15 protein-coding genes are annotated in these 17,370 nt (G+C 63.5%); 5 read left to right on the top strand and 10 right to left on the bottom strand.

What is annotated here, in order from left to right; all coding sequences use genetic code 11:
* Window positions 1-42 precede the first annotated feature (42 nt).
* Complete coding sequence (locus IC614_RS04515; protein WP_200972694.1) at window positions 43-1,116, top strand: PA0069 family radical SAM protein; 1,074 nt, start codon at window positions 43-45, stop codon at window positions 1,114-1,116.
* An 82-nt stretch (window positions 1,117-1,198) separates the two neighbouring features.
* Here IC614_RS04515 and dnaE read toward each other — a convergent pair whose 3' ends face one another.
* From dnaE to IC614_RS04545, 6 genes are all read right to left on the bottom strand, one after another.
* Window positions 1,199-4,681, bottom strand: coding sequence for a DNA polymerase III subunit alpha (gene dnaE / locus IC614_RS04520; protein ID WP_200972695.1), 3,483 nt, complete (start codon window positions 4,679-4,681; stop codon window positions 1,199-1,201).
* A 68-nt stretch (window positions 4,682-4,749) separates the two neighbouring features.
* Window positions 4,750-5,718, bottom strand: coding sequence for a lysozyme inhibitor LprI family protein (locus IC614_RS04525; protein WP_200972697.1), 969 nt, complete (start codon window positions 5,716-5,718; stop codon window positions 4,750-4,752).
* Between the two features lie 150 nt (window positions 5,719-5,868).
* Entirely contained in the window at window positions 5,869-6,540 is a 672-nt protein-coding gene (locus tag IC614_RS04530) for an ABC transporter ATP-binding protein (RefSeq protein ID WP_200972699.1), read from the bottom strand.
* Window positions 6,533-7,783 carry a lipoprotein-releasing ABC transporter permease subunit gene (locus tag IC614_RS04535; protein ID WP_200972701.1) on the bottom strand — a complete coding sequence of 417 codons (1,251 nt, stop codon included), beginning with the start codon at window positions 7,781-7,783 and terminating at the stop codon, window positions 6,533-6,535. The genes IC614_RS04530 and IC614_RS04535 overlap by 8 nt, the downstream gene beginning before the upstream one ends.
* 103 nt (window positions 7,784-7,886) lie before the next feature.
* Window positions 7,887-9,194 carry a proline--tRNA ligase gene (gene proS, locus IC614_RS04540; protein ID WP_200972703.1) on the bottom strand — a complete coding sequence of 436 codons (1,308 nt, stop codon included), beginning with the start codon at window positions 9,192-9,194 and terminating at the stop codon, window positions 7,887-7,889.
* Window positions 9,195-9,664: 470 nt separating this feature from the next.
* Entirely contained in the window at window positions 9,665-9,940 is a 276-nt protein-coding gene (locus IC614_RS04545; RefSeq protein ID WP_226372727.1) for a response regulator transcription factor, read from the bottom strand.
* A gap of 344 nt (window positions 9,941-10,284) precedes the next feature.
* On the opposite strand from IC614_RS04545, the gene IC614_RS04550 reads away from it, so the two are divergent.
* Both IC614_RS04550 and IC614_RS04555 read left to right on the top strand, forming a co-directional pair.
* Window positions 10,285-10,980, top strand: a complete 696-nt coding sequence (locus IC614_RS04550; RefSeq protein WP_200972707.1) for a helix-turn-helix domain-containing protein — start codon at window positions 10,285-10,287, stop codon at window positions 10,978-10,980.
* A gap of 43 nt (window positions 10,981-11,023) precedes the next feature.
* Entirely contained in the window at window positions 11,024-12,340 is a 1,317-nt protein-coding gene (locus IC614_RS04555) for a transporter (protein WP_200972709.1), read from the top strand.
* A gap of 25 nt (window positions 12,341-12,365) precedes the next feature.
* On the opposite strand, the gene IC614_RS04560 is transcribed toward IC614_RS04555, so the two are convergent.
* From IC614_RS04560 to IC614_RS04575, 4 genes are all read right to left on the bottom strand, one after another.
* Window positions 12,366-12,941 (bottom strand): hypothetical protein, encoded by a 576-nt coding sequence (locus tag IC614_RS04560; RefSeq protein ID WP_200972711.1) that lies wholly within the window; start codon window positions 12,939-12,941, stop codon window positions 12,366-12,368.
* 1 nt (window position 12,942) lies between these two features.
* Window positions 12,943-13,719 carry a C39 family peptidase gene (locus tag IC614_RS04565; protein ID WP_200972713.1) on the bottom strand — a complete coding sequence of 259 codons (777 nt, stop codon included), beginning with the start codon at window positions 13,717-13,719 and terminating at the stop codon, window positions 12,943-12,945.
* Between the two features lie 4 nt (window positions 13,720-13,723).
* The gene (locus tag IC614_RS04570) at window positions 13,724-14,161 is read right to left on the bottom strand and encodes a hypothetical protein (protein WP_200972715.1); all 438 of its coding nucleotides are present in this window, start codon (window positions 14,159-14,161) and stop codon (window positions 13,724-13,726) included.
* A 62-nt stretch (window positions 14,162-14,223) separates the two neighbouring features.
* Window positions 14,224-14,889, bottom strand: coding sequence for a hypothetical protein (locus tag IC614_RS04575; RefSeq protein ID WP_200972717.1), 666 nt, complete (start codon window positions 14,887-14,889; stop codon window positions 14,224-14,226).
* 274 nt (window positions 14,890-15,163) lie between these two features.
* Here IC614_RS04575 and secG point away from each other — a divergent pair, with 274 nt between their 5' ends.
* Window positions 15,164-15,568, top strand: coding sequence for a preprotein translocase subunit SecG (gene secG, locus IC614_RS04580; RefSeq protein ID WP_200972723.1), 405 nt, complete (start codon window positions 15,164-15,166; stop codon window positions 15,566-15,568).
* 163 nt (window positions 15,569-15,731) lie between these two features.
* Window positions 15,732-17,369: a CTP synthase gene (locus IC614_RS04585; RefSeq protein WP_200972724.1), complete on the top strand. Its 1,638-nt coding sequence runs from the start codon at window positions 15,732-15,734 to the stop codon at window positions 17,367-17,369.
* The last annotated feature ends 1 nt before the right edge of the window (window position 17,370 follow it).

Consider the following 17,370-nt stretch of genomic DNA (forward strand, 5'->3'; position numbering starts at 1 on the left):
TAGGTTCTTGTTTTGTTCTCATTACTGCAGCATGTTGCAGTCATGAGACACGAAGTCCGCCCCGGACGCGGCGCGCCTGAGAACAAGGTGCCGACCCGCTTCGGCCTTGCGACGCGCGAGGCGGACGGCGACTGGCTGGACGCGCGGGAGGATTTGGACGAAGGCGCTCCTCCCCTCCGAACCACCGTGACCGTCGAGAAACCGAAGACGATCATCACCCGCAACAGCTCGCCAGACATCGGCTTCGATCGCTCGATCAATCCCTATCGCGGCTGCGAGCATGGCTGCATCTACTGTTTCGCCCGCCCGACCCATGCTTATCACGACCTGTCGCCGGGGCTGGATTTTGAATCCCGCCTGTTCGCCAAGCCGGATGCCGCCGCCCTCCTTCGCGCGGAGCTCGCCAAACCCAATTACGTCGTGCGCAACATGGCGATGGGCACCAACACCGATCCCTATCAGCCGATCGAGGGTAAATGGCGGATCACCCGATCGATCATCGAAGTGCTGGCCGAAACCCGCCACCCGCTGATGATCACCACGAAATCCGACCGCGTGCTGCGCGATCTCGACCTTCTCGCTCCGATGGCGGCGCAGCGGCTGGTCGGCGTCGCTTTGTCGGTGACATCCCTGACACCGGAGATCGCCCGCACCCTGGAGCCCCGCGCCGCCGCGCCCCGCAAGCGGCTCGCGGCGGTGAAGGCGCTGCGCGAAGCGGGCGTCCCCGCCTATGTCTCGATCGCGCCGGTCGTGCCCGGCATTACCGATCACGAGCTGGAACATATCGTCGAGGCCGCCGCGGAAGCGGGCGCCATCGGCTGCTTCTACATCCCCGTCCGCTTGCCGCACGAGGTCTCGCCCCTGTTCCGCGCCTGGCTCGACGAGCACTTCCCGGACCGGGCGGGCAAGGTGATGAGCATCATCCAGTCCCTGCGCGGCGGGCGCGACAACGACCCCTATTGGTTCAGCCGGATGCGCGGATCGGGGCCCTGGGCGGAACTTCTCGCAACCCGCTTCAAAATCGCCTGCCAGAAATATGGCCTCAACAAGGAGAAGCTATCGCTCCGGACCGATCTCTTCCGTCCTCCTGAAGGCCCGCAGATGCGGCTATTCTGAAGCGCCCGTCTCGCCTTCTTTCGTCATTCCAGCGAAAGCTGGAATGAAGTGGAGGATATCGCCGAAGGTGCAACTCAGTAATCTATTGGTTCGAAACCAGAGCCAGTCGATTCTGATCGGCGATCAGGCGGACCGCCATCACGCCGGGCAGCCGCTCGATATGCGCCGCCACTTCGGCATCGAGGCAGAAGTCGCGGCCAAGGAGCATGAGCACAGGCCCGCCTTCCGTTGCCAGCCGCAACATCAAGCGGCCGTTACCCTCACGATGAGAAGCCAATGTATCCGACAACAGCGTCAGCACCTCCGCCGTGTCGACCTCCACCTCCATCTCTAGACGACTGCGCTTCGACAGGCTTTCGAACGGCTGGATCGACCGTATGGCGATACGCGGCGTCTCCTCGCCAGGCCGCCGATCGAGCTCGACGTTCAGGAGACCGCATCCGCCCGCCTTCGCCGCCTCTTCGATCTGAGCCGCCACTGCATCGTCGAACACAGTGAACTGAAATTGCCCCGACGAATCCGACGCCGTGCCCATCATATAGCGGCGTCCTTTGGCCGACGTCCGCCAGCGCGCCTCCTCGATCAATCCTGCCATGACAGCCGCCGACCGGCCGCCCTCAGCGGGTGCGGGCAGAGCTGAAATCTGCGCGAAGGTCTTCGCCCCGTGCCCGTCGGCAAGATGGCGGTAATTGTCGACCGGATGGGCGGAGAAATAGAAACCGAAAGCCTCCTTCTCCTGCGCCATGCGCTCGGCGAGACTCCACCCCTGCGGGGAGGGCATGCGGATCGGCACGACGTTCGCCGCGCCTTCGCCGAACAGCCCGCCCTGCCCGCTGATCCGCGCGTCGGCGGCACTGGCGGCGGCGGCCAGCAGGGTTTCAGCCGCGCCGAAGGCCATCGCCCGGTCGCGCGCGATCGCATCGAACGCCCCAGCGCCCGCGAGGCTTTCGAGTTGCCGCCGGTTGAGCAAGCGAGGATCGATCCGCGCCGCGAAATCGTCGAGATCCTGATAAGGTCCGGCAGCATCGCGTTCGGCGCAAAGCTGCTCCATCGCCTTCTCGCCAACCCCTTTCAGCGCGCCGAGGGCGTAGCGGACGGCATGGCCCTCACCCGCCGCTTCGACCGAGAATTCAGCCTCGCTGGCGTTGATGCAGGGGGGCAGGAACGGCACCTCCAGCCGCCGCATATCCTCTACGAAAATAGCGAGCTTGTCCGTCTGATGCATGTCGAAGCACATTGACGCGGCATAGAATTCGACCGGATGATGCGCCTTCAGCCACGCCGTTTGATAGGCGACGAGCGCATAAGCCGCCGCGTGGCTCTTGTTGAAGCCGTAACCCGCGAACTTGTCGATCAAATCGAACAGCTCATTGGCCTTAGCGGGCGTGATCTGGTGTGCCGCGCACCCGGTGACGAAGCGCTCGCGCTGCGCGTCCATCTCCGCTTGGATCTTCTTGCCCATCGCGCGGCGGAGGAGATCTGCCTCGCCGAGGCTGTAGCCGGCCAGCACCTGCGCGGCCTGCATCACCTGCTCCTGATAGACGAAAATGCCGTAGGTTTCCTTCAGCACCCCTTCCAGCAGCGGATGCGGATATTCGATCGGCTCCCGCCCGTTCTTGCGCGCACCGAACATCGGAATATTGTCCATCGGGCCCGGCCGGTAGAGCGAGACGAGCGCGATGATATCCTCGAAATTGGTCGGCTTTACTGCCGCGAGCGTGCGGCGCATGCCCTCCGATTCCAGCTGGAACACGCCCACCGTCTCGCCGCGTTGCAGGAGCTTGTAGACTTCCTCATCGTCCCATTCGAGCCGGTCGAGATCGACGGTGATCCCGCGCTTGGCCAGCATCTGCACCGCCTTCTGCAGAACCGACAGCGTCTTCAAACCGAGGAAGTCGAACTTTACCAATCCCGCACCCTCGACATATTTCATATCGAACTGCGTCACCGGCATGTCCGAGCGCGGGTCGCGATAGAGCGGGACGAGCTTGTCGAGCCGCCGGTCGCCGATCACCACGCCCGCCGCGTGGGTCGAGCTGTGGCGCGGCAGGCCTTCCAGCTTCATCGCCAGATCGAACAGGCGCCGCACCTGCGGGTCGTTCTTATATTCGGCGGCAAGCTCGGAAACGCCGTTCAGCGCCCGCTCCAGTGTCCAGGGATCGGTCGGATGGTTCGGCACCAATTTCGCCAGCCGGTCCACCTGCCCGTAGCTCATCTGGAGCACGCGCCCGGTATCCTTCAACACGGCGCGCGCCTTCAGCTTACCGAAAGTGATGATCTGCGCGACCTGATCGCGGCCATATTTCTGCTGGACGTAGCGGATCACTTCGCCGCGCCGGGTTTCGCAAAAGTCGATGTCGAAATCCGGCATCGACACGCGTTCCGGATTGAGGAAGCGTTCGAACAGCAGGTTCAGTTTCAGCGGATCGAGGTCGGTGATGGTGAGCGCCCAAGCGACCACGGATCCTGCGCCTGAACCGCGCCCCGGCCCCACCGGAATATCATTGTCCTTCGCCCATTTGATGAAATCGGCGACGATCAGGAAATAGCCGGGGAAGCCCATGCGGACGATAACGTCCACTTCGAAATCCAGCCGGTCGAAGTAACGTCGCCGCGCTTCTTCGCCGAGATCGTTATAGGCCGCAAGCCGCGCCTCCAGTCCCGCGCGGGCATCACGCCGCAACTGGTCCGCTTCGCCTTCCAAATCGCCCGCAAGGCTCGGCAGGATCGGTTTGCGCTTCGGCGCGCCGACAGCGCAACGCATGGCGACGACGGCCGTATTGTCGATCGCTTCGGGAATGTCGCCGAACAACTCGCGCATGTCCTGCGGCGGCTTCATCCAGGCTTCGGGCGAAGAGCGGACGCGGTCGTCGCGGTCAATCTGGCTCGACTGGGCGATGCACAGCATGGCGTCGTGCGCCTGGTGGAAATGCGCGTCGGCGAAGCAAGCCGGGTTCGTCGCCACGAGCGGCAGATCGCGCGCATAGGCGAGGTCGATGAGGCCCGCTTCCGCTTTCTGCTCCACTTCCATGCCGCGCCGGCACAGTTCGATATAAAGGCGCCCCGGAAACAGCCCCTCAAGCCGCGTCAGATAAGCTTCCGCCGCCTCCTGCTGCTCTTCGGCAACGAGGCGCGCAAGCCCTCCCTCCCCGCCCGCCGTCAGCGCGATCAAGCCATCCGTGCGTCCGGCCAAGGCCGCAAAGCCGACATGCGCATCTTCCTCAACCGGCCGGTCGAGATGGGCGGCCGAGACAAGCGCGCAAAGATTGTCGTAGCCGGTCGTGTCCTGCGCATAGAGCGCGAGCCAATCGAGCATCGGCCCCTGCGGCCCGGAAGGCCCCGGACGTGCCACGGCGAGCATTGCGCCGATGATCGGCTGCACGCCCTCTCCTTTGCACGCATCGGTGAAGGCCATGGCGGCATAGAGGCCGTTGCGATCGGTGAGGGCAACGGCGGGCAAGTCGAGCTTCTTCGCCTGCTTGGCGATCGCCTTCGGCTCGATCGCGCCGTCCAGCATCGTGTAGCAGGAAAAGACACGCAGCGGGACGTAAGGGTTGGAGGCCATGGCGGGACTATGGGCGCGCCCCGCGATTCTGACAAATGGCGGGTCCATCTTTTCCACAGATTTCGGCGTCAGCGCGTATCTGTCATGATGTCCCTGATCTCGCGCATCCGCCCTTCATACGCTTCCGACACGCAGGCTTCGCTGGGGCAGCTGTCGCGATAGGAAAGAAACCGGCTGCGCGTCGAACGCAGCGCGCGGCGCGCTTGGGGCCCTGCGTCCGACAAAGCCGAATAGAAGAGCGACGACATGGCCCTGTCCTGCGCCGCGAGCCGGTTGCTGCCGCAGACCATCCTCTCGCCGCGAGTCTTGGCATAGCGGCAGTTGAAGCTCGGATTGGACGACGAAGCCTGCCGTACCGGCGCCTGTTTGGACGTTGGCGGAGCCCTCGGTGTTGGCGCAGCCTTGGTCACGGGCTGCCGTTCTGGCGGCGGCGAGGCGGGCGTTTGCGGAACGGGCGGCGCGGCGAACGACGGTTCGATCTGACCGGCTTGCGCCTGCCGTTGGCCGGGCACGGCGCTTCCGGGGCCCTGCCTTTGCAGGTCGAAGGCGGCGAGGCGATAGATGATCGGCTCGGCGCCCGTCATGCGATAGACAAGGCCGCTGCCGTCCGCTGCCGCCTGCGCGGCATATTCGATCTGCGCCGCAACATGCCGCTCGCCGCCGAAAGCGGCCTCCGCGCCCGGAGGCACTTCGAGGATGAACAAGCCGCTGCAGACGGTGACGTTCAGATCCTCGTCCCGGCTCTTCACCACGGGATTTTCCATCCTGACCACGCTATGCGCCGCGAACGTGTCGAGATTGACGGGATCGCTGTTGCGGATGCGGATCGCCTCCTCGAACAGCACTTCCTTCAGGCGATTGTAGGTGGCCGGCGATGCGCAGGCTTGCTGAAGCGCGTCCCGCCGCTGCTCCTTGACCGCCGCTTTGGAAGCCTCGGCGCTCTCCTTCGGTTTGGTCAAGCCATAACCGTAAATCGCGGCGGCAAATATGAGGACGCCCAGAAGCGCCAGGAGTATCTTGCGTCGATCCATCATCATCTCTCGCTCTCACAAAACTGGCGCGGAATCTGGTGTCCAGCGACGGCTCACCCGCATGCTAACGCACGAGGGCCATCATCTTTGCGAGCGAATTGAGAATTCGGGCAATGCCACGGGGAGACACGCACGTTGTGGTTGCCCAGTCAGAACTTATTCGAGAACACCAACATGCAGGCGAACGACCCGGTCCATTCTTGCCGCAAGCCGTTCATTGTGCGTTGCGACCAAGGCGGAACTTCCCTCCTCCCGGACAAGGCGCAAGAATTCGGCGAGCACCACATCGGCGGTGCGTTCGTCGAGATTGCCGGTCGGCTCGTCGGCAAGGATGAGCGCGGGGCGATTGGCCAGCGCGCGGGCGACCGCTACCCGCTGCTGCTCGCCGCCCGACAATTGGCTCGGCCGGTGGGTCAGGCGATGGCCGAGACCAAGCGAGGTGAGCAAGGCTTCCGCGCGTCCCGCCGCCGCGGGCCGGTCGGCGCCGTGGATCAGCTGCGGCAGGATCACATTCTCCGCCGCCGTGAAGTCCGGCAGCAGATGGTGGAATTGATAGACGAAACCGAGCGAGTCGCGCCGCACCCGCGTACGCCCTTCATTGTCGAGCTTGGCCGCTTCCTCACCCGCAATGCGGATGGAGCCTTGGAAGCCGCCTTCCAGGAGCCCGACCGCCTGCAGCAGAGTCGACTTGCCCGATCCCGACGGTCCGAGCAAAGCGACGATTTCGCCCTTCCCGACCTTCAGCTCGACGCCGCGCAGGACGTCGATCGTTTCGCCGCCTTGGCGGAAGCTGCGCCGCAGGTCGTGGACTTCCAGAACGTCACTCATAGCGCAGCACCTGCACGGGATCGGTGCTCGCCGCCTTCCAGGCCGGGTAGAGCGTGAAGACGAAGGCCGATCCAACGGCGAGCGCCACGATGGCCAGCACCTCGAAAGGATCGGTCTTGGAGGGCAATTCGGTGAGGAAGCGGATCGAGGGATCCCACAGATTCTGTCCCGTCACGAGCTGGATGAAATTCACCACCGACTGTCGGAAATAGAGAAAAACGAAGCCGAGGCCCATGCCGGCCACGGTGCCAAGCACGCCGATCGTGACGCCCACGGTCATGAACACCTTCATCATACTGGGCCGGCTCGCCCCCATGGTGCGCAGGATCGCGATATCGCGCGTCTTGGCGCGAACCAGCATGATCAGCGAGGAGAGGATATTGAACACGGCGACGAGGATGATGAGCGAAAGGACGACGAACATCGCGATCCGCTCGACCTCCAGCGCCTCGAACAGGGTTGCGTTCATCGAACGCCAGTCGGCGACGACGGCCCTGCCTGCCACTTGCGCCGTAAGGGGCGCCAATATCTCGCCTACCTTGTCGGCATCCGTCGTCTCGACCTCCACGATGCCAACCGCGTCGCCGAGCAGCAGCAGCGTCTGCGCATCCTCCATCGGCATGACGACGAAGGCCTTGTCGTAATCGTAGACGCCGACCTCGAAAATCGCCGCGACATTGTAGGACACGATGCGCGGTACGGTGCCGAACGGCGTCGTCCGCCCTTGCGGGCTGATCAGGCTGATCTGGCCGCCGACCCGCGCGCCCAGCGCATCGGCCAGCCGCGCGCCGATGGCGACATTATTGCTGCCCGGCTGCAGGCTCTCCAGCGATCCGGACAGGACATTGGAGTTTAATGCGGGATTGGCGAGGATATCGGGCCGGGTCATGCCCCGCACCAGCACGCCTTCGACCCTTCCTTCGTAGCTCGCCATCAGTGGCTGCTCGATCAGCGGAATTGCTTCGGTCACCCCGGGAGTCGCGCGCGCTTCCTTCACGATATCCCGCCAATCGGGCAGGCGACCGCCATAACCCTGGATCACCGCATGGCCGTTGAGGCCCACGATCTTGTCGAAGAGCTCCGCCCGGAAGCCGTTCATCACGCTCATCACGATGATCAGCGCCGCCACCCCCAGCATCACCGCGACGAGGCTGATCCCGGCGACAAGGAAGATGAACGCTTCGCCCCGTCCGGGAAGCAGATAGCGCCTGGCGATCATCCGCTCGTAGCGGTTAAGGATCATGGGAGAACTCCCATTCCGTTCGCCCCGAGCGAAGTCGAGAGGCGCTGGCACGGTGCAGGTGAAACGCCCCTCGACTTCGCTCGGGGCGAACGGAATACACAGCTCATTGGGACGTCAGCCTCGCCAAAGCAGCCTCGACCGAAAGCTCCTCGCGCTCCCCGGTTGCGCGCCGCTTCAATTCGACCACGCCCTTCTCCAGACCCTTCGGGCCGACGATCAGCTGCCAGGGCAGGCCGATCACGTCCATCGTCGCGAACTTCGCGCCGCCACGTTCGTCGCGATCGTCGTACAACACTTCGACGCCCGCGGCCTGGAGTTTCGCATAGATATCGTCCGAAGCCGCCGCGCAGGCCGCATCGTCGGCGCGCATGTTGACCAGGCCGGCCTGAAACGGCGCGACACTGTCGGGCCAGACGATGCCATTATCGTCATGGCTCGCCTCGATGATCGCGCCCATCAGACGCGACACACCGATGCCGTAGCTGCCCATCTGCGGATGCACCTGCCCGCCATCCCGGGTCTGCACGGTCATCCCCATGCTTGCCGAATATTTGGTGCCGAAGGCGAAGATATGCCCGACCTCGATCCCGCGCCGCGTGCGCAGGCGATCGGCGGACACCGGGCAATTTTCGACCTTCTGATGCTCCTCTTCCTCCATCGCATAGAGGCCGGTCAATTTGGCGATGGTCGACGCATCGGCGGACAGCAGCTCGTCCCGCGACACGTCCTCGAGCGCCGCGTCATAGAAAACCGCGCTTTCGCCGGTATCGGCGAGGATATGGAATTCGTGACTCAAATTGCCGCCGATCGGTCCCGTCGGCGCGCGCACCGGCACGGCCTGCAGCCCCAGCCGCGCGAAGGTGCGCAGATAGGCGACGAACATCGCCTCATAGCTCGCCTGCAATCCCGCCTCGTCGAGATCGAAGCTGTAGGCGTCCTTCATCAGGAACTCGCGCCCGCGCATCACGCCGAAACGGGGGCGCACCTCGTCGCGGAACTTCCATTGAATGTGGTAGAGCGTGCGCGGCAGATCGCGATAGGACTTCACCGCATCGCGGAAGATGGCGGCGATCATCTCCTCGTTGGTCGGTCCGTAGAGCATCTCGCGCTCATGCCGGTCGGTGAAGCGCAGCATCTCCGGTCCATAGGCGTCGTAGCGGCCCGACTGGCGCCACAGGTCGGCGGACTGGATGGTCGGCATCAGCATCTCGATGGCGCCCGCCTTATCCTGCTCTTCCCGCACGATCTGCTCGATCTTGTTGAGCACCCGCAGACCCAATGGCAGCCAGGCATAGATGCCGGACGCGGTCTGGCGGATGAGGCCCGCGCGCAGCATCAGCTTGTGGCTGACGATCTGGGCATCGGAGGGCGTTTCCTTGGTGACGGGCAGGAAATAACGGGAGAGGCGCATCGGTCTCGTCGATCTGGGTGAGAAGGCTGGATACGATCCTCTAGGCGGGTGGTTCCGCTCTGGCAACAAATGCATCGGAGGTGGGCGCCGCATGATGTGGCGCGGGCGACACAGGCGGCACGCAAATGCGGCGCAAGTGTGACTTTCGCAATGACAATTCGGGCATGCTCACCTAGTCAGGATCCACGGACGAGCGGCCAAAGGCCACGGTTCGGGGAGGCCTTGAGCCCCGCTCCCTCGGCGAGGTGGGGGATGCGCGCGGGCCAGGCGTCTTGAAATAGGGGGTTTGACGAGAAATCGTCACACAGGTGCCCGGGCCGCAAGGCTCGGGCACTTGCGTTTTGGGCAACGTGCTGGGAATGACCGTGCGGTAAGCCATTGTGCCGTGTCCGGATGCGCAGATCGCGAACGCCTGCGATAAGCGCCCGCGATCTGCAGCAATTGGATCATTTCGACTAGGTCGAAAAAGGCTAGGATTTGACGCCGCTGGGCTCGACGACCGCCGGCGGGTGAAAAAGACATCCTTGGCAAACCGGGGGCTCGGGTGGCTGAGCACCCAGGTTCAGGATACCGGTTGCTACGGCCTGCGCAATCATATGGGCCCGGTTTCGCGCGCGCATCTTCATGCGCACATTTTCGATATGCCTTTCGACCGTCCGTGGCGCGATGCCGATTTGGTGCGCCACCTCCTTGGCGGAAAGGCCGTTGGCGACAAGCTCCAGCACCTCGTTTTCGCGGCGCGTCAAATCGGGTTCCGACCCCTGCTCGTTCCACGACATTCAAATTCCCCTGTTTTTATGGGGCGCGGCCGCCAGTGCCAGTCGGCATTGCTGGAGGCGACGTTCCATCACGATTTTCGTAAGCGGATACTCCTGTTGTAGCGACGTTTCCGGCGTAGCTGCGCGCACTCCACGCCTCCATGCAGAAGCCTTTGCTTATAGGGGGAAAATGCACGGAAAACGACTCGGTAAATCTACCTAGACCAAGTTCCTACGCAAATCGTCCGCGTATTCTATCCATTTGCGAATCAACAAGTTTCCCTCACTCTCGGCCTCATAAGCGACCCACGGAAAAAAGAAGGGGACGGCCGGTGATAACACTCTATCCGCACGACGTTGAGAATGCCGGTCCGGCTGCCTCGAGTTTGCTGCGGATCGGTAAGGGCGTCGCCATTTACTACGAAGGGGACAAGGCGCGCCGCTGGTATGAGGTTGTGTCGGGGATCGTCCGCACCTGCCGCTATCACGTGGATGGCCACCGTCAGCTGACGGGTTTCTTTTACGCCGGCGATTTCTTCGGCGTCGACAAGGATCATTACAAGGAAACGGCCGAAGCCGTCACCAATGTCGTCATTCGCCGGCATGGGCCGGAGGCGTCCGCGCAAGGCCGCACCGACGGCCGGGGCGAGGATACCGAAACGGCCCTGCGCCGGGCGCTCACGAGCGCGCAGCAATGCATCTTCCTCTTGGGCCACCGGACGGCGGCCGAGCGGGTCGCGGCCTTCCTCCTTGCAGCTGCGCTCCGCCTCGGCGCCACGAAGGGCGTGCCCCTCCCCATGTCACGCAACGACATTGCCGATCATCTCGGCCTGACCATCCACACGGTCAGCCGCACCATTTCGGATTTGGCACGGCGCCAGCTCATCGCGCTCGAAGGGCCGCAGCGCTTCCGCATCCTGGATGAAGCGGGCCTTCGCGACCTCGCCGGTGAGGATCCGTCGCGGGCGCATCAAGACCACTCACTTGAAATCCCTATTGGACCAGGGGGTTACCGGGAACTCGCCTGACCGAAAAAAGGCGCAACAACGAAAACAGACCGGAGGAAAAAGGATGCCGGCAAGATCGGTGAAAAACATGGCGAACGGCCTGGCCCTGGCGGCCATGCTCACCTCGGCCATTCCAGCGCGAGCCCAGTCGGCCGACATCGCCGAAGAGCTTCGCAAGCTGCATGCGGAATTGAAGCGCCAGCAGGATTTGCTGCAGAACCAGAATGCACGAATCGAGGCGCAGCAAAGGGAGATCGAGGGCCTGAAGGCGGGCCTGGCTCCCGGAGGCTCCGGAGCCGAGCTTGCCATTCCCGGCCTCGCTCCCGGCACTGACATTCCCGATCTCTCGACCTTGCGAGGCAGCGGCCTCGTCCAAACCACGCCCACCGGCCAACCGACGGTGTTGTCGGGGCCGCAGCTGCCGGAGCAGCCGGTAGGCGAAGCGCCGCCCGAACCCGATGCCGAAGTACGCGCCCGGGTCGAAGCCATTCCGCAGGAACAGGGTGTCCTGACCCCCACCGGCCGGATCGTCCTCGAACCGTCGATCGAATATACGCGCTCCTCCACCAATCGCCTCGTCTTCCGGGGAATCGAACTGGTGCCGGGCATCCAGATCGGCCTTATCGAAGCGAGCGACGCGGATCGCGATACGATCATCTCCACCGCCGGCGTGCGCTATGGCGTCACGAGCCGGATCGAGGTCGAGGCGCGCCTTCCCTACCTCTATCGCCGCGACCGGATCGAGGTCGCCCAGCAACGCGACGAAAGCATCGTCCGGACGATCGAGCTCAAGGAAAAGGGCATTGGCGACGTCGAATTCGGCGCACGCTACCAGCTCAACAGCCCGCGCGGCCAGCGTCCCATCTGGGTCGCCAGCCTGCGGGTCAAAACGAACACCGGCAAGGGCCCGTTCGATATCGATTATGACGAATTCGGCGTGGCAACCGGCCTCGCCACCGGCTCCGGATTCTGGGCGATACAGCCCGGCCTCAACTTCCTCCTGCCCTCCGACCCGGTCGTCATTTACGGGGGCGGCAGCTACCTTTATCACTTGCCCGCGGACGTCAATCGCCTGGTCGGCGAAGCGCTTATCGGCCGCGTCGATCCGGGCGACGCAATCTCTGCCAATGTCGGTTTCGGCTTCGCGCTCAACCCGCGCTTCTCCTATTCGCTCGGCTACCGCCATACCTATCTGATGCGGACGAAGACGGAGATTAACGACACCACCCAATTCTCCAATACGGGCCATGTCGGGTCGCTCAACATGGGCCTGTCCTATCGCCTGACCCCTCGGCAATCCGTCAATCTCGGCTTCGAATTCGGGGTGACGTCAGACGCGCCGGACGTCAGCATCACGCTGAAGATCCCGACCAGCTTCTGACGCGGCCGATCGGCCATGCTATCGGTCAGTTGTTAAGGGAATTGAGCGTGGCGCTCGCAATCGACGCGCCGATCGAATCCGACAGCCGCTCGCTGACGAGGCCGGCGCTGAATTGCTGGAACCCGCCCAGGTCAAGATTCGCGTCGACCTCCTGCGTGAAATTGACGCCGCTCGCCGTGTTGATGAGCACGTTCTGCAGCCCGCCATCCGTCCGGTGCATCAGCGCGGTCTGGCCCTGGTTGGCGAGATAGACGGTGTTGTCGCCGACCCGCATCGTGATACCACCCGTCGACAGGATGCCCGCCTGCAGTTGCGCGGCATCGGCGGGCGTCAACGCGCCCGACATGACCTCGGTATTGCTGGTTCCCGTGGCGCCCCAATTGACCGTGGTCTGAAGCACGAGCTCGCCGTCGAGGTAAGTCCGGATCTGAGCACCGAGATTGATGTCCATTCCGGCGAAGACGAACCCGCCGCGCTGCTCGGCCAGCTCCTCGTCGTCTACCATTTCAAGGGTGTCGAATATCTCGTCGCCTGCCACGGGGGCGTTGGCGGTGAGAAGAAGGCCGATCACGGCCGTGCGAACGAAGAAAAGTCGTTTCATGTCAATTCACCGTTCCTACCCGCACGGCCAGCAAAAGCTGCGGGCTGATCTGATAATCTGGGGGCAGATGGTCGGTAATGTCGCTGGCCGCGACCCGAAGGGCTCCGCCCTCCTCCATCGGCGCTCGCGACCATGGCCCCCAATCGGAAGCGAGGTTGAAGCGCGGCGCTTCACCGCCCGCTGTCTGCCGCACGACGAGCGCGATATTGTTCCAATATTTCTTGAAATCGCCCGCGCTATATTCGGTGAGACCCAGCATCGGATCGCCGGTCAGCACCCGCCCCTCCTTCACGCCCTTCACCACCACGAAATGCTTGAAGCCGTTGAGGTCGAGGAGGACGATGCTCGGCCGGTTCATCTTGCCGAGATCGGCGACCGACAGGCGATAGCCTTCGGCCTCATAGCCGAGGCTGCCGAGGAAAGTCTTCATGTCGAACATCGAAAAGCCGACCTTGCGGATCGCCGCCTGGTCGCCCGCCTTCCACATCTGCGAAAAGGCTTCGCGCTCGGGCGTGGGTCGGTCGAAATGATAGGTGAGCAGGGTGGCGACCGCTGCAGAGCCGCAGCTGAAATCATAAGCCTGGCGGACAACGCTGCGAAACGGAATCGCCCACCAGCTCATCACGTTGACGTCGAAATTGCTGCCCGTCGCCTCGGTGCCGAGGCGGACCTGCGCGAGCGTCGGAGACGGCATGAGCAGAACCAGGCTGGCGCTCGCTGCCGCGATGGCCAAGGCCGGCAGCACCCGCCTGCCGCGATATGTCCGCTCTCCCATCATGCCCTCAATCGCCGACGTTGATCGTGAAATTCATGCCCGTCTGGAGGCTGACCTGCGCGCCGGTATTGATGAGCAGGTTTCCGATCCCGTTGAAGCTGGACAGGGCGTTGTCGGAAAGCGTCACCGCCCCGGCGATATAATCGCCGTTCAAGATGTTGCCGGACGTGATCGCCGTCATCGTCTGGTTGGTGATCTGAATGGTCTGGCCGCCGCGCTGCCCGTCCAATTCCTCATTGGAAATGGCCGCCGTGTCGTCCGGAAGGATGTCCGTCACAACGTCCTCCTCGGCAACCGGCAGCGGCAGGATCGCGGCCGGAGCGAAGAACATTTCGTCGGTCCTGCTTGTATCGACCGCGTCGACTCTGGCAGGGTCCGCGATCGCCGGAGACGCTGCGGCGATGAGGCCGCCCGCGACCAGAGCCTTTATCAAATGCGGTTTCATGGCTCTTTCTCCCAAATATAAAAAAGCCGGGCCGGCGGATGCCGGCCCGGTAGAGCGAAAGCTCAGTCGCCGCCGCCGGCGCCGCCATCGTCGGCCGCAGCACCGCCGTCGCCGAAGGTCACGGTGCCCTGAGCCGCAATATTCGTCGCCGCCTGCACGTTCGCATTCAGGCCGGTATTCCATGCCTGATTGAGGATGCCGGCAAAGGCCGAGAAGGAATTGCCGTTCACCGACTGGTCGCCGCTATTGTAGCCGACGCTGCTTTCGGTATCGTCCTCTCCGTCAAAGTCGGCGACTTCGTCCAGTTCGCTGTTCGAATTGACGGCGATCAGCACCTGGGTCGCGACGATTTCGGCTTGGCCTGAATTGTCGTTATAGGAGTCCTCGGCTTCCGAGTTTCCAGTCAAGGTATTGCCCGAATCCTCAATTTCGCCACCGCGAGAAGCAGACCATGAGCCATAATTCTCGTTGTCGCGATTATCGCCGTTGTCTTCGACTTCATTGTCGCGATTGTTACCATTATCGTCATTATAGCTGTTGACGTCATTATCACGATTATTGCCATTGTCGTCATTATAGCTGTTGACGTCGTTATAGCTGCCGACGTCATTGTTATCGGACGACCCAGGCCCGGCTTCGTTGACCGAGGAATCTTGCGCGACCGAAGGCGCGGCAAGACCGATTGCCAGGGTAGCGGCGGAAACCGCCAGGATATGCTTGAGTTGCATGCTTCTTCTCCCATCCTATGGAAGTCCCGGCCCCGCTTCCGCGGCCCCCGAGACTCGCTTTTGGCGCTCGCTTTTGCGAACTTGGCAAGGTGTAGGAGAGTCCCGGTTGGGCGGCGTTGCGATAAGGCAAAGGCTCCCAAAAAAGACACCAAATGCGCAAAAATGCGGAGCGGAGGCGAAACGGAGCCACGTTTTGCACGGCGCGAGGTTGAACCGTGCGCGGCGATCGACTAAGTCGCGCGCCACAGCTTCATTCCCGAAAGTCGTCCGATCCATGTTCACCTTCCTGCTCATCGTTCAGACGATCGTCGCGGCGGCGCTCGTCACCGTCATCCTGATGCAGCGTTCGGAAGGCGGCGGCCTGGGCGTCGGCGGCAGCTCGTCGGGCCTCATGACCGCGCGTGGCGCGGCGGACTTCCTGACCCGTGCGACGGCCGTCCTTGCCGCGCTCTTCATTCTCCTGTCGATCGTGCTGGCGGGCCTTGCCGCCGTCGATCGCGCGCCGAGCGAGATCGATCCGACGCTCCAGCGCGCCGCACCCGCGTCATCGGCCGTGCCGCTCGCCAATGGAGGCACCGCGGCGCCCGGCGATCCGCTTTCGGGCGTTGCCGAGCAGGCGGGCAATGTCGCGGTTCCCGCGCAGCCCGCGGCCAATCAGAGCGTTCCGCTCGCCCAGTAAATCCCGCTCGTCATTGCGAGCGCAGCGAAGCAATCCAGCGGCACAGCGATCGCTGGATTGTTTCGTCGCATCCGCGCCTCACCATGGCGTGAGAAATATTCCGCCCTTCAACCGATTCTCACCCTTGCCTGAACCGCCTCGACCCGCTTAAGCCCCAACTCCCATGGCGCGGTTCATTTTCATCACCGGCGGCGTGGTCTCCTCGCTCGGCAAAGGTCTCATGGCAGCCTCCTTGGCGGCCCTCCTCCAGGCACGCGGGTACAAGGTCCGCATCCGCAAGCTCGATCCCTATCTGAACGTCGATCCGGGCACGATGTCCCCATACCAGCATGGCGAAGTCTATGTGACCGACGACGGGGCGGAAACGGATCTCGATCTCGGCCATTACGAACGCTTCACCGGCGTTCCGGCGCGCCAGTCGGACAATATCACCACTGGGCGCATCTATCGCGACATCATCGCCAAGGAGCGGCGGGGCGACTATCTCGGCGCCACGGTGCAGGTCGTCCCCCACGTCACCAACGCGATCAAGGATTTCATCGGATCGGACATCGACCCCGATCTCGATTTCATGATCTGCGAAGTCGGCGGCACGGTTGGGGACATCGAATCCCTCCCCTTTATCGAAGCAATCCGCCAGTTCCGCAACGAGCGCGGCCGCTTCGACGCCATCTCGATCCACACCACGCTCGTCCCCTATATCGCGGCGGCGGGCGAGCTGAAGACCAAGCCGACCCAGCATAGCGTGCGCGAGCTCACCAGCCTCGGCATCCAGCCGGAAATCATCGTCTGCCGCTGCGAACATCCGCTGCCGGACAATGAGCGCGCCAAGATCGCCCTCTTCTGCAACGTGCGGAAGGAAGCCGTCATTCCGGCGCTCGACGCCAAGTCGATCTACGCCGTTCCAGCCCAATATCATGCGGCGGGCCTCGACGCCGAAGTCCTCCGCGCCTTCGGGATCGAGAATGCGCCAGCCCCCAACATGGCCCGCTGGGACGATGTGATGGACCGCCTCGCCAATCCCGAAGGCGAAGTGACGATCGGCGTGGTCGGCAAATATGTCGTCCTGCCCGACGCTTATAAGAGCCTTACCGAAGCATTGGTCCATGGCGGCATGGCGAACCGGGTGAAGGTCAACATCAAGTGGCTCGACGCCGAACTGTTCGAGCACCCCGAAGCGGAAGTCGCCGCGACCCTGGAGCCCTGCCACGGCATCCTCGTCCCCGGCGGCTTCGGCGAGCGCGGCAGCGAAGGCAAGATCGCGGCGGTCGAATTCGCCCGCACCCGCAACGTCCCCTATTTCGGCATCTGCCTCGGCATGCAGATGGCCTGCATCGAAGGCGCGCGGAACACGGCGGGGCTCGCCAAGGCCGGCACCACCGAATTCGGCCAGACCGAGGAGCCCGTCGTCGGCCTCATCACCGAATGGATGACGGCGGAAGGCCTCCAGAAGCGCGAGGCGGGCGGCGACCTCGGCGGCACCATGCGCCTCGGCGCCTATGATGCGAAACTGACCGGCAACAGCCATGTCGCGTCAGTTTATGGCGGCACCGACATCAGCGAGCGCCACCGCCACCGCTACGAAGTCAACGCCCACTACAAGGACGCGCTGGAACAAGGCGGCCTCGTCTTCAGCGGCATGAGCCCGGACGGCCAGCTCCCCGAAATCGTCGAGCGTCCCGACCATCCCTGGTTCATCGGCGTCCAGTTCCACCCGGAATTGAAGAGCAAGCCCTTCGACCCCCACCCCCTCTTCGCCAGCTTCATTGAAGCGGCGGTGAAGCAGAGCCGGCTGGTTTAGC

The sequence above is a fragment of the Sphingosinicella flava genome (genome assembly GCF_016025255.1).
GTDB lineage: Bacteria > Pseudomonadota > Alphaproteobacteria > Sphingomonadales > Sphingomonadaceae > Allosphingosinicella > Allosphingosinicella flava.

Bases quoted from the DNA above. Each gene is read 5' to 3' on its own strand.
- IC614_RS04585 (WP_200972724.1), top strand. From the start codon at position 15,732: ATGGCGCGGTTCATTTTCATCACCGGCGGCGTGGTCTCCTCGCTCGGC.
- IC614_RS04535 (WP_200972701.1), bottom strand. From the start codon at position 7,783: ATGATCCTTAACCGCTACGAGCGGATGATCGCCAGGCGCTATCTGCTT.
- dnaE (WP_200972695.1), bottom strand. From the start codon at position 4,681: ATGGCCTCCAACCCTTACGTCCCGCTGCGTGTCTTTTCCTGCTACACG.
- IC614_RS04515 (WP_200972694.1), top strand. From the start codon at position 43: ATGAGACACGAAGTCCGCCCCGGACGCGGCGCGCCTGAGAACAAGGTG.
- secG (WP_200972723.1), top strand. From the start codon at position 15,164: ATGTTCACCTTCCTGCTCATCGTTCAGACGATCGTCGCGGCGGCGCTC.
- IC614_RS04575 (WP_200972717.1), bottom strand. From the start codon at position 14,889: ATGCAACTCAAGCATATCCTGGCGGTTTCCGCCGCTACCCTGGCAATC.
- IC614_RS04565 (WP_200972713.1), bottom strand. From the start codon at position 13,719: ATGATGGGAGAGCGGACATATCGCGGCAGGCGGGTGCTGCCGGCCTTG.
- IC614_RS04560 (WP_200972711.1), bottom strand. From the start codon at position 12,941: ATGAAACGACTTTTCTTCGTTCGCACGGCCGTGATCGGCCTTCTTCTC.
- IC614_RS04530 (WP_200972699.1), bottom strand. From the start codon at position 6,540: ATGAGTGACGTTCTGGAAGTCCACGACCTGCGGCGCAGCTTCCGCCAA.
- IC614_RS04555 (WP_200972709.1), top strand. From the start codon at position 11,024: ATGCCGGCAAGATCGGTGAAAAACATGGCGAACGGCCTGGCCCTGGCG.
- proS (WP_200972703.1), bottom strand. From the start codon at position 9,194: ATGCGCCTCTCCCGTTATTTCCTGCCCGTCACCAAGGAAACGCCCTCC.
- IC614_RS04525 (WP_200972697.1), bottom strand. From the start codon at position 5,718: ATGATGATGGATCGACGCAAGATACTCCTGGCGCTTCTGGGCGTCCTC.
- IC614_RS04570 (WP_200972715.1), bottom strand. From the start codon at position 14,161: ATGAAACCGCATTTGATAAAGGCTCTGGTCGCGGGCGGCCTCATCGCC.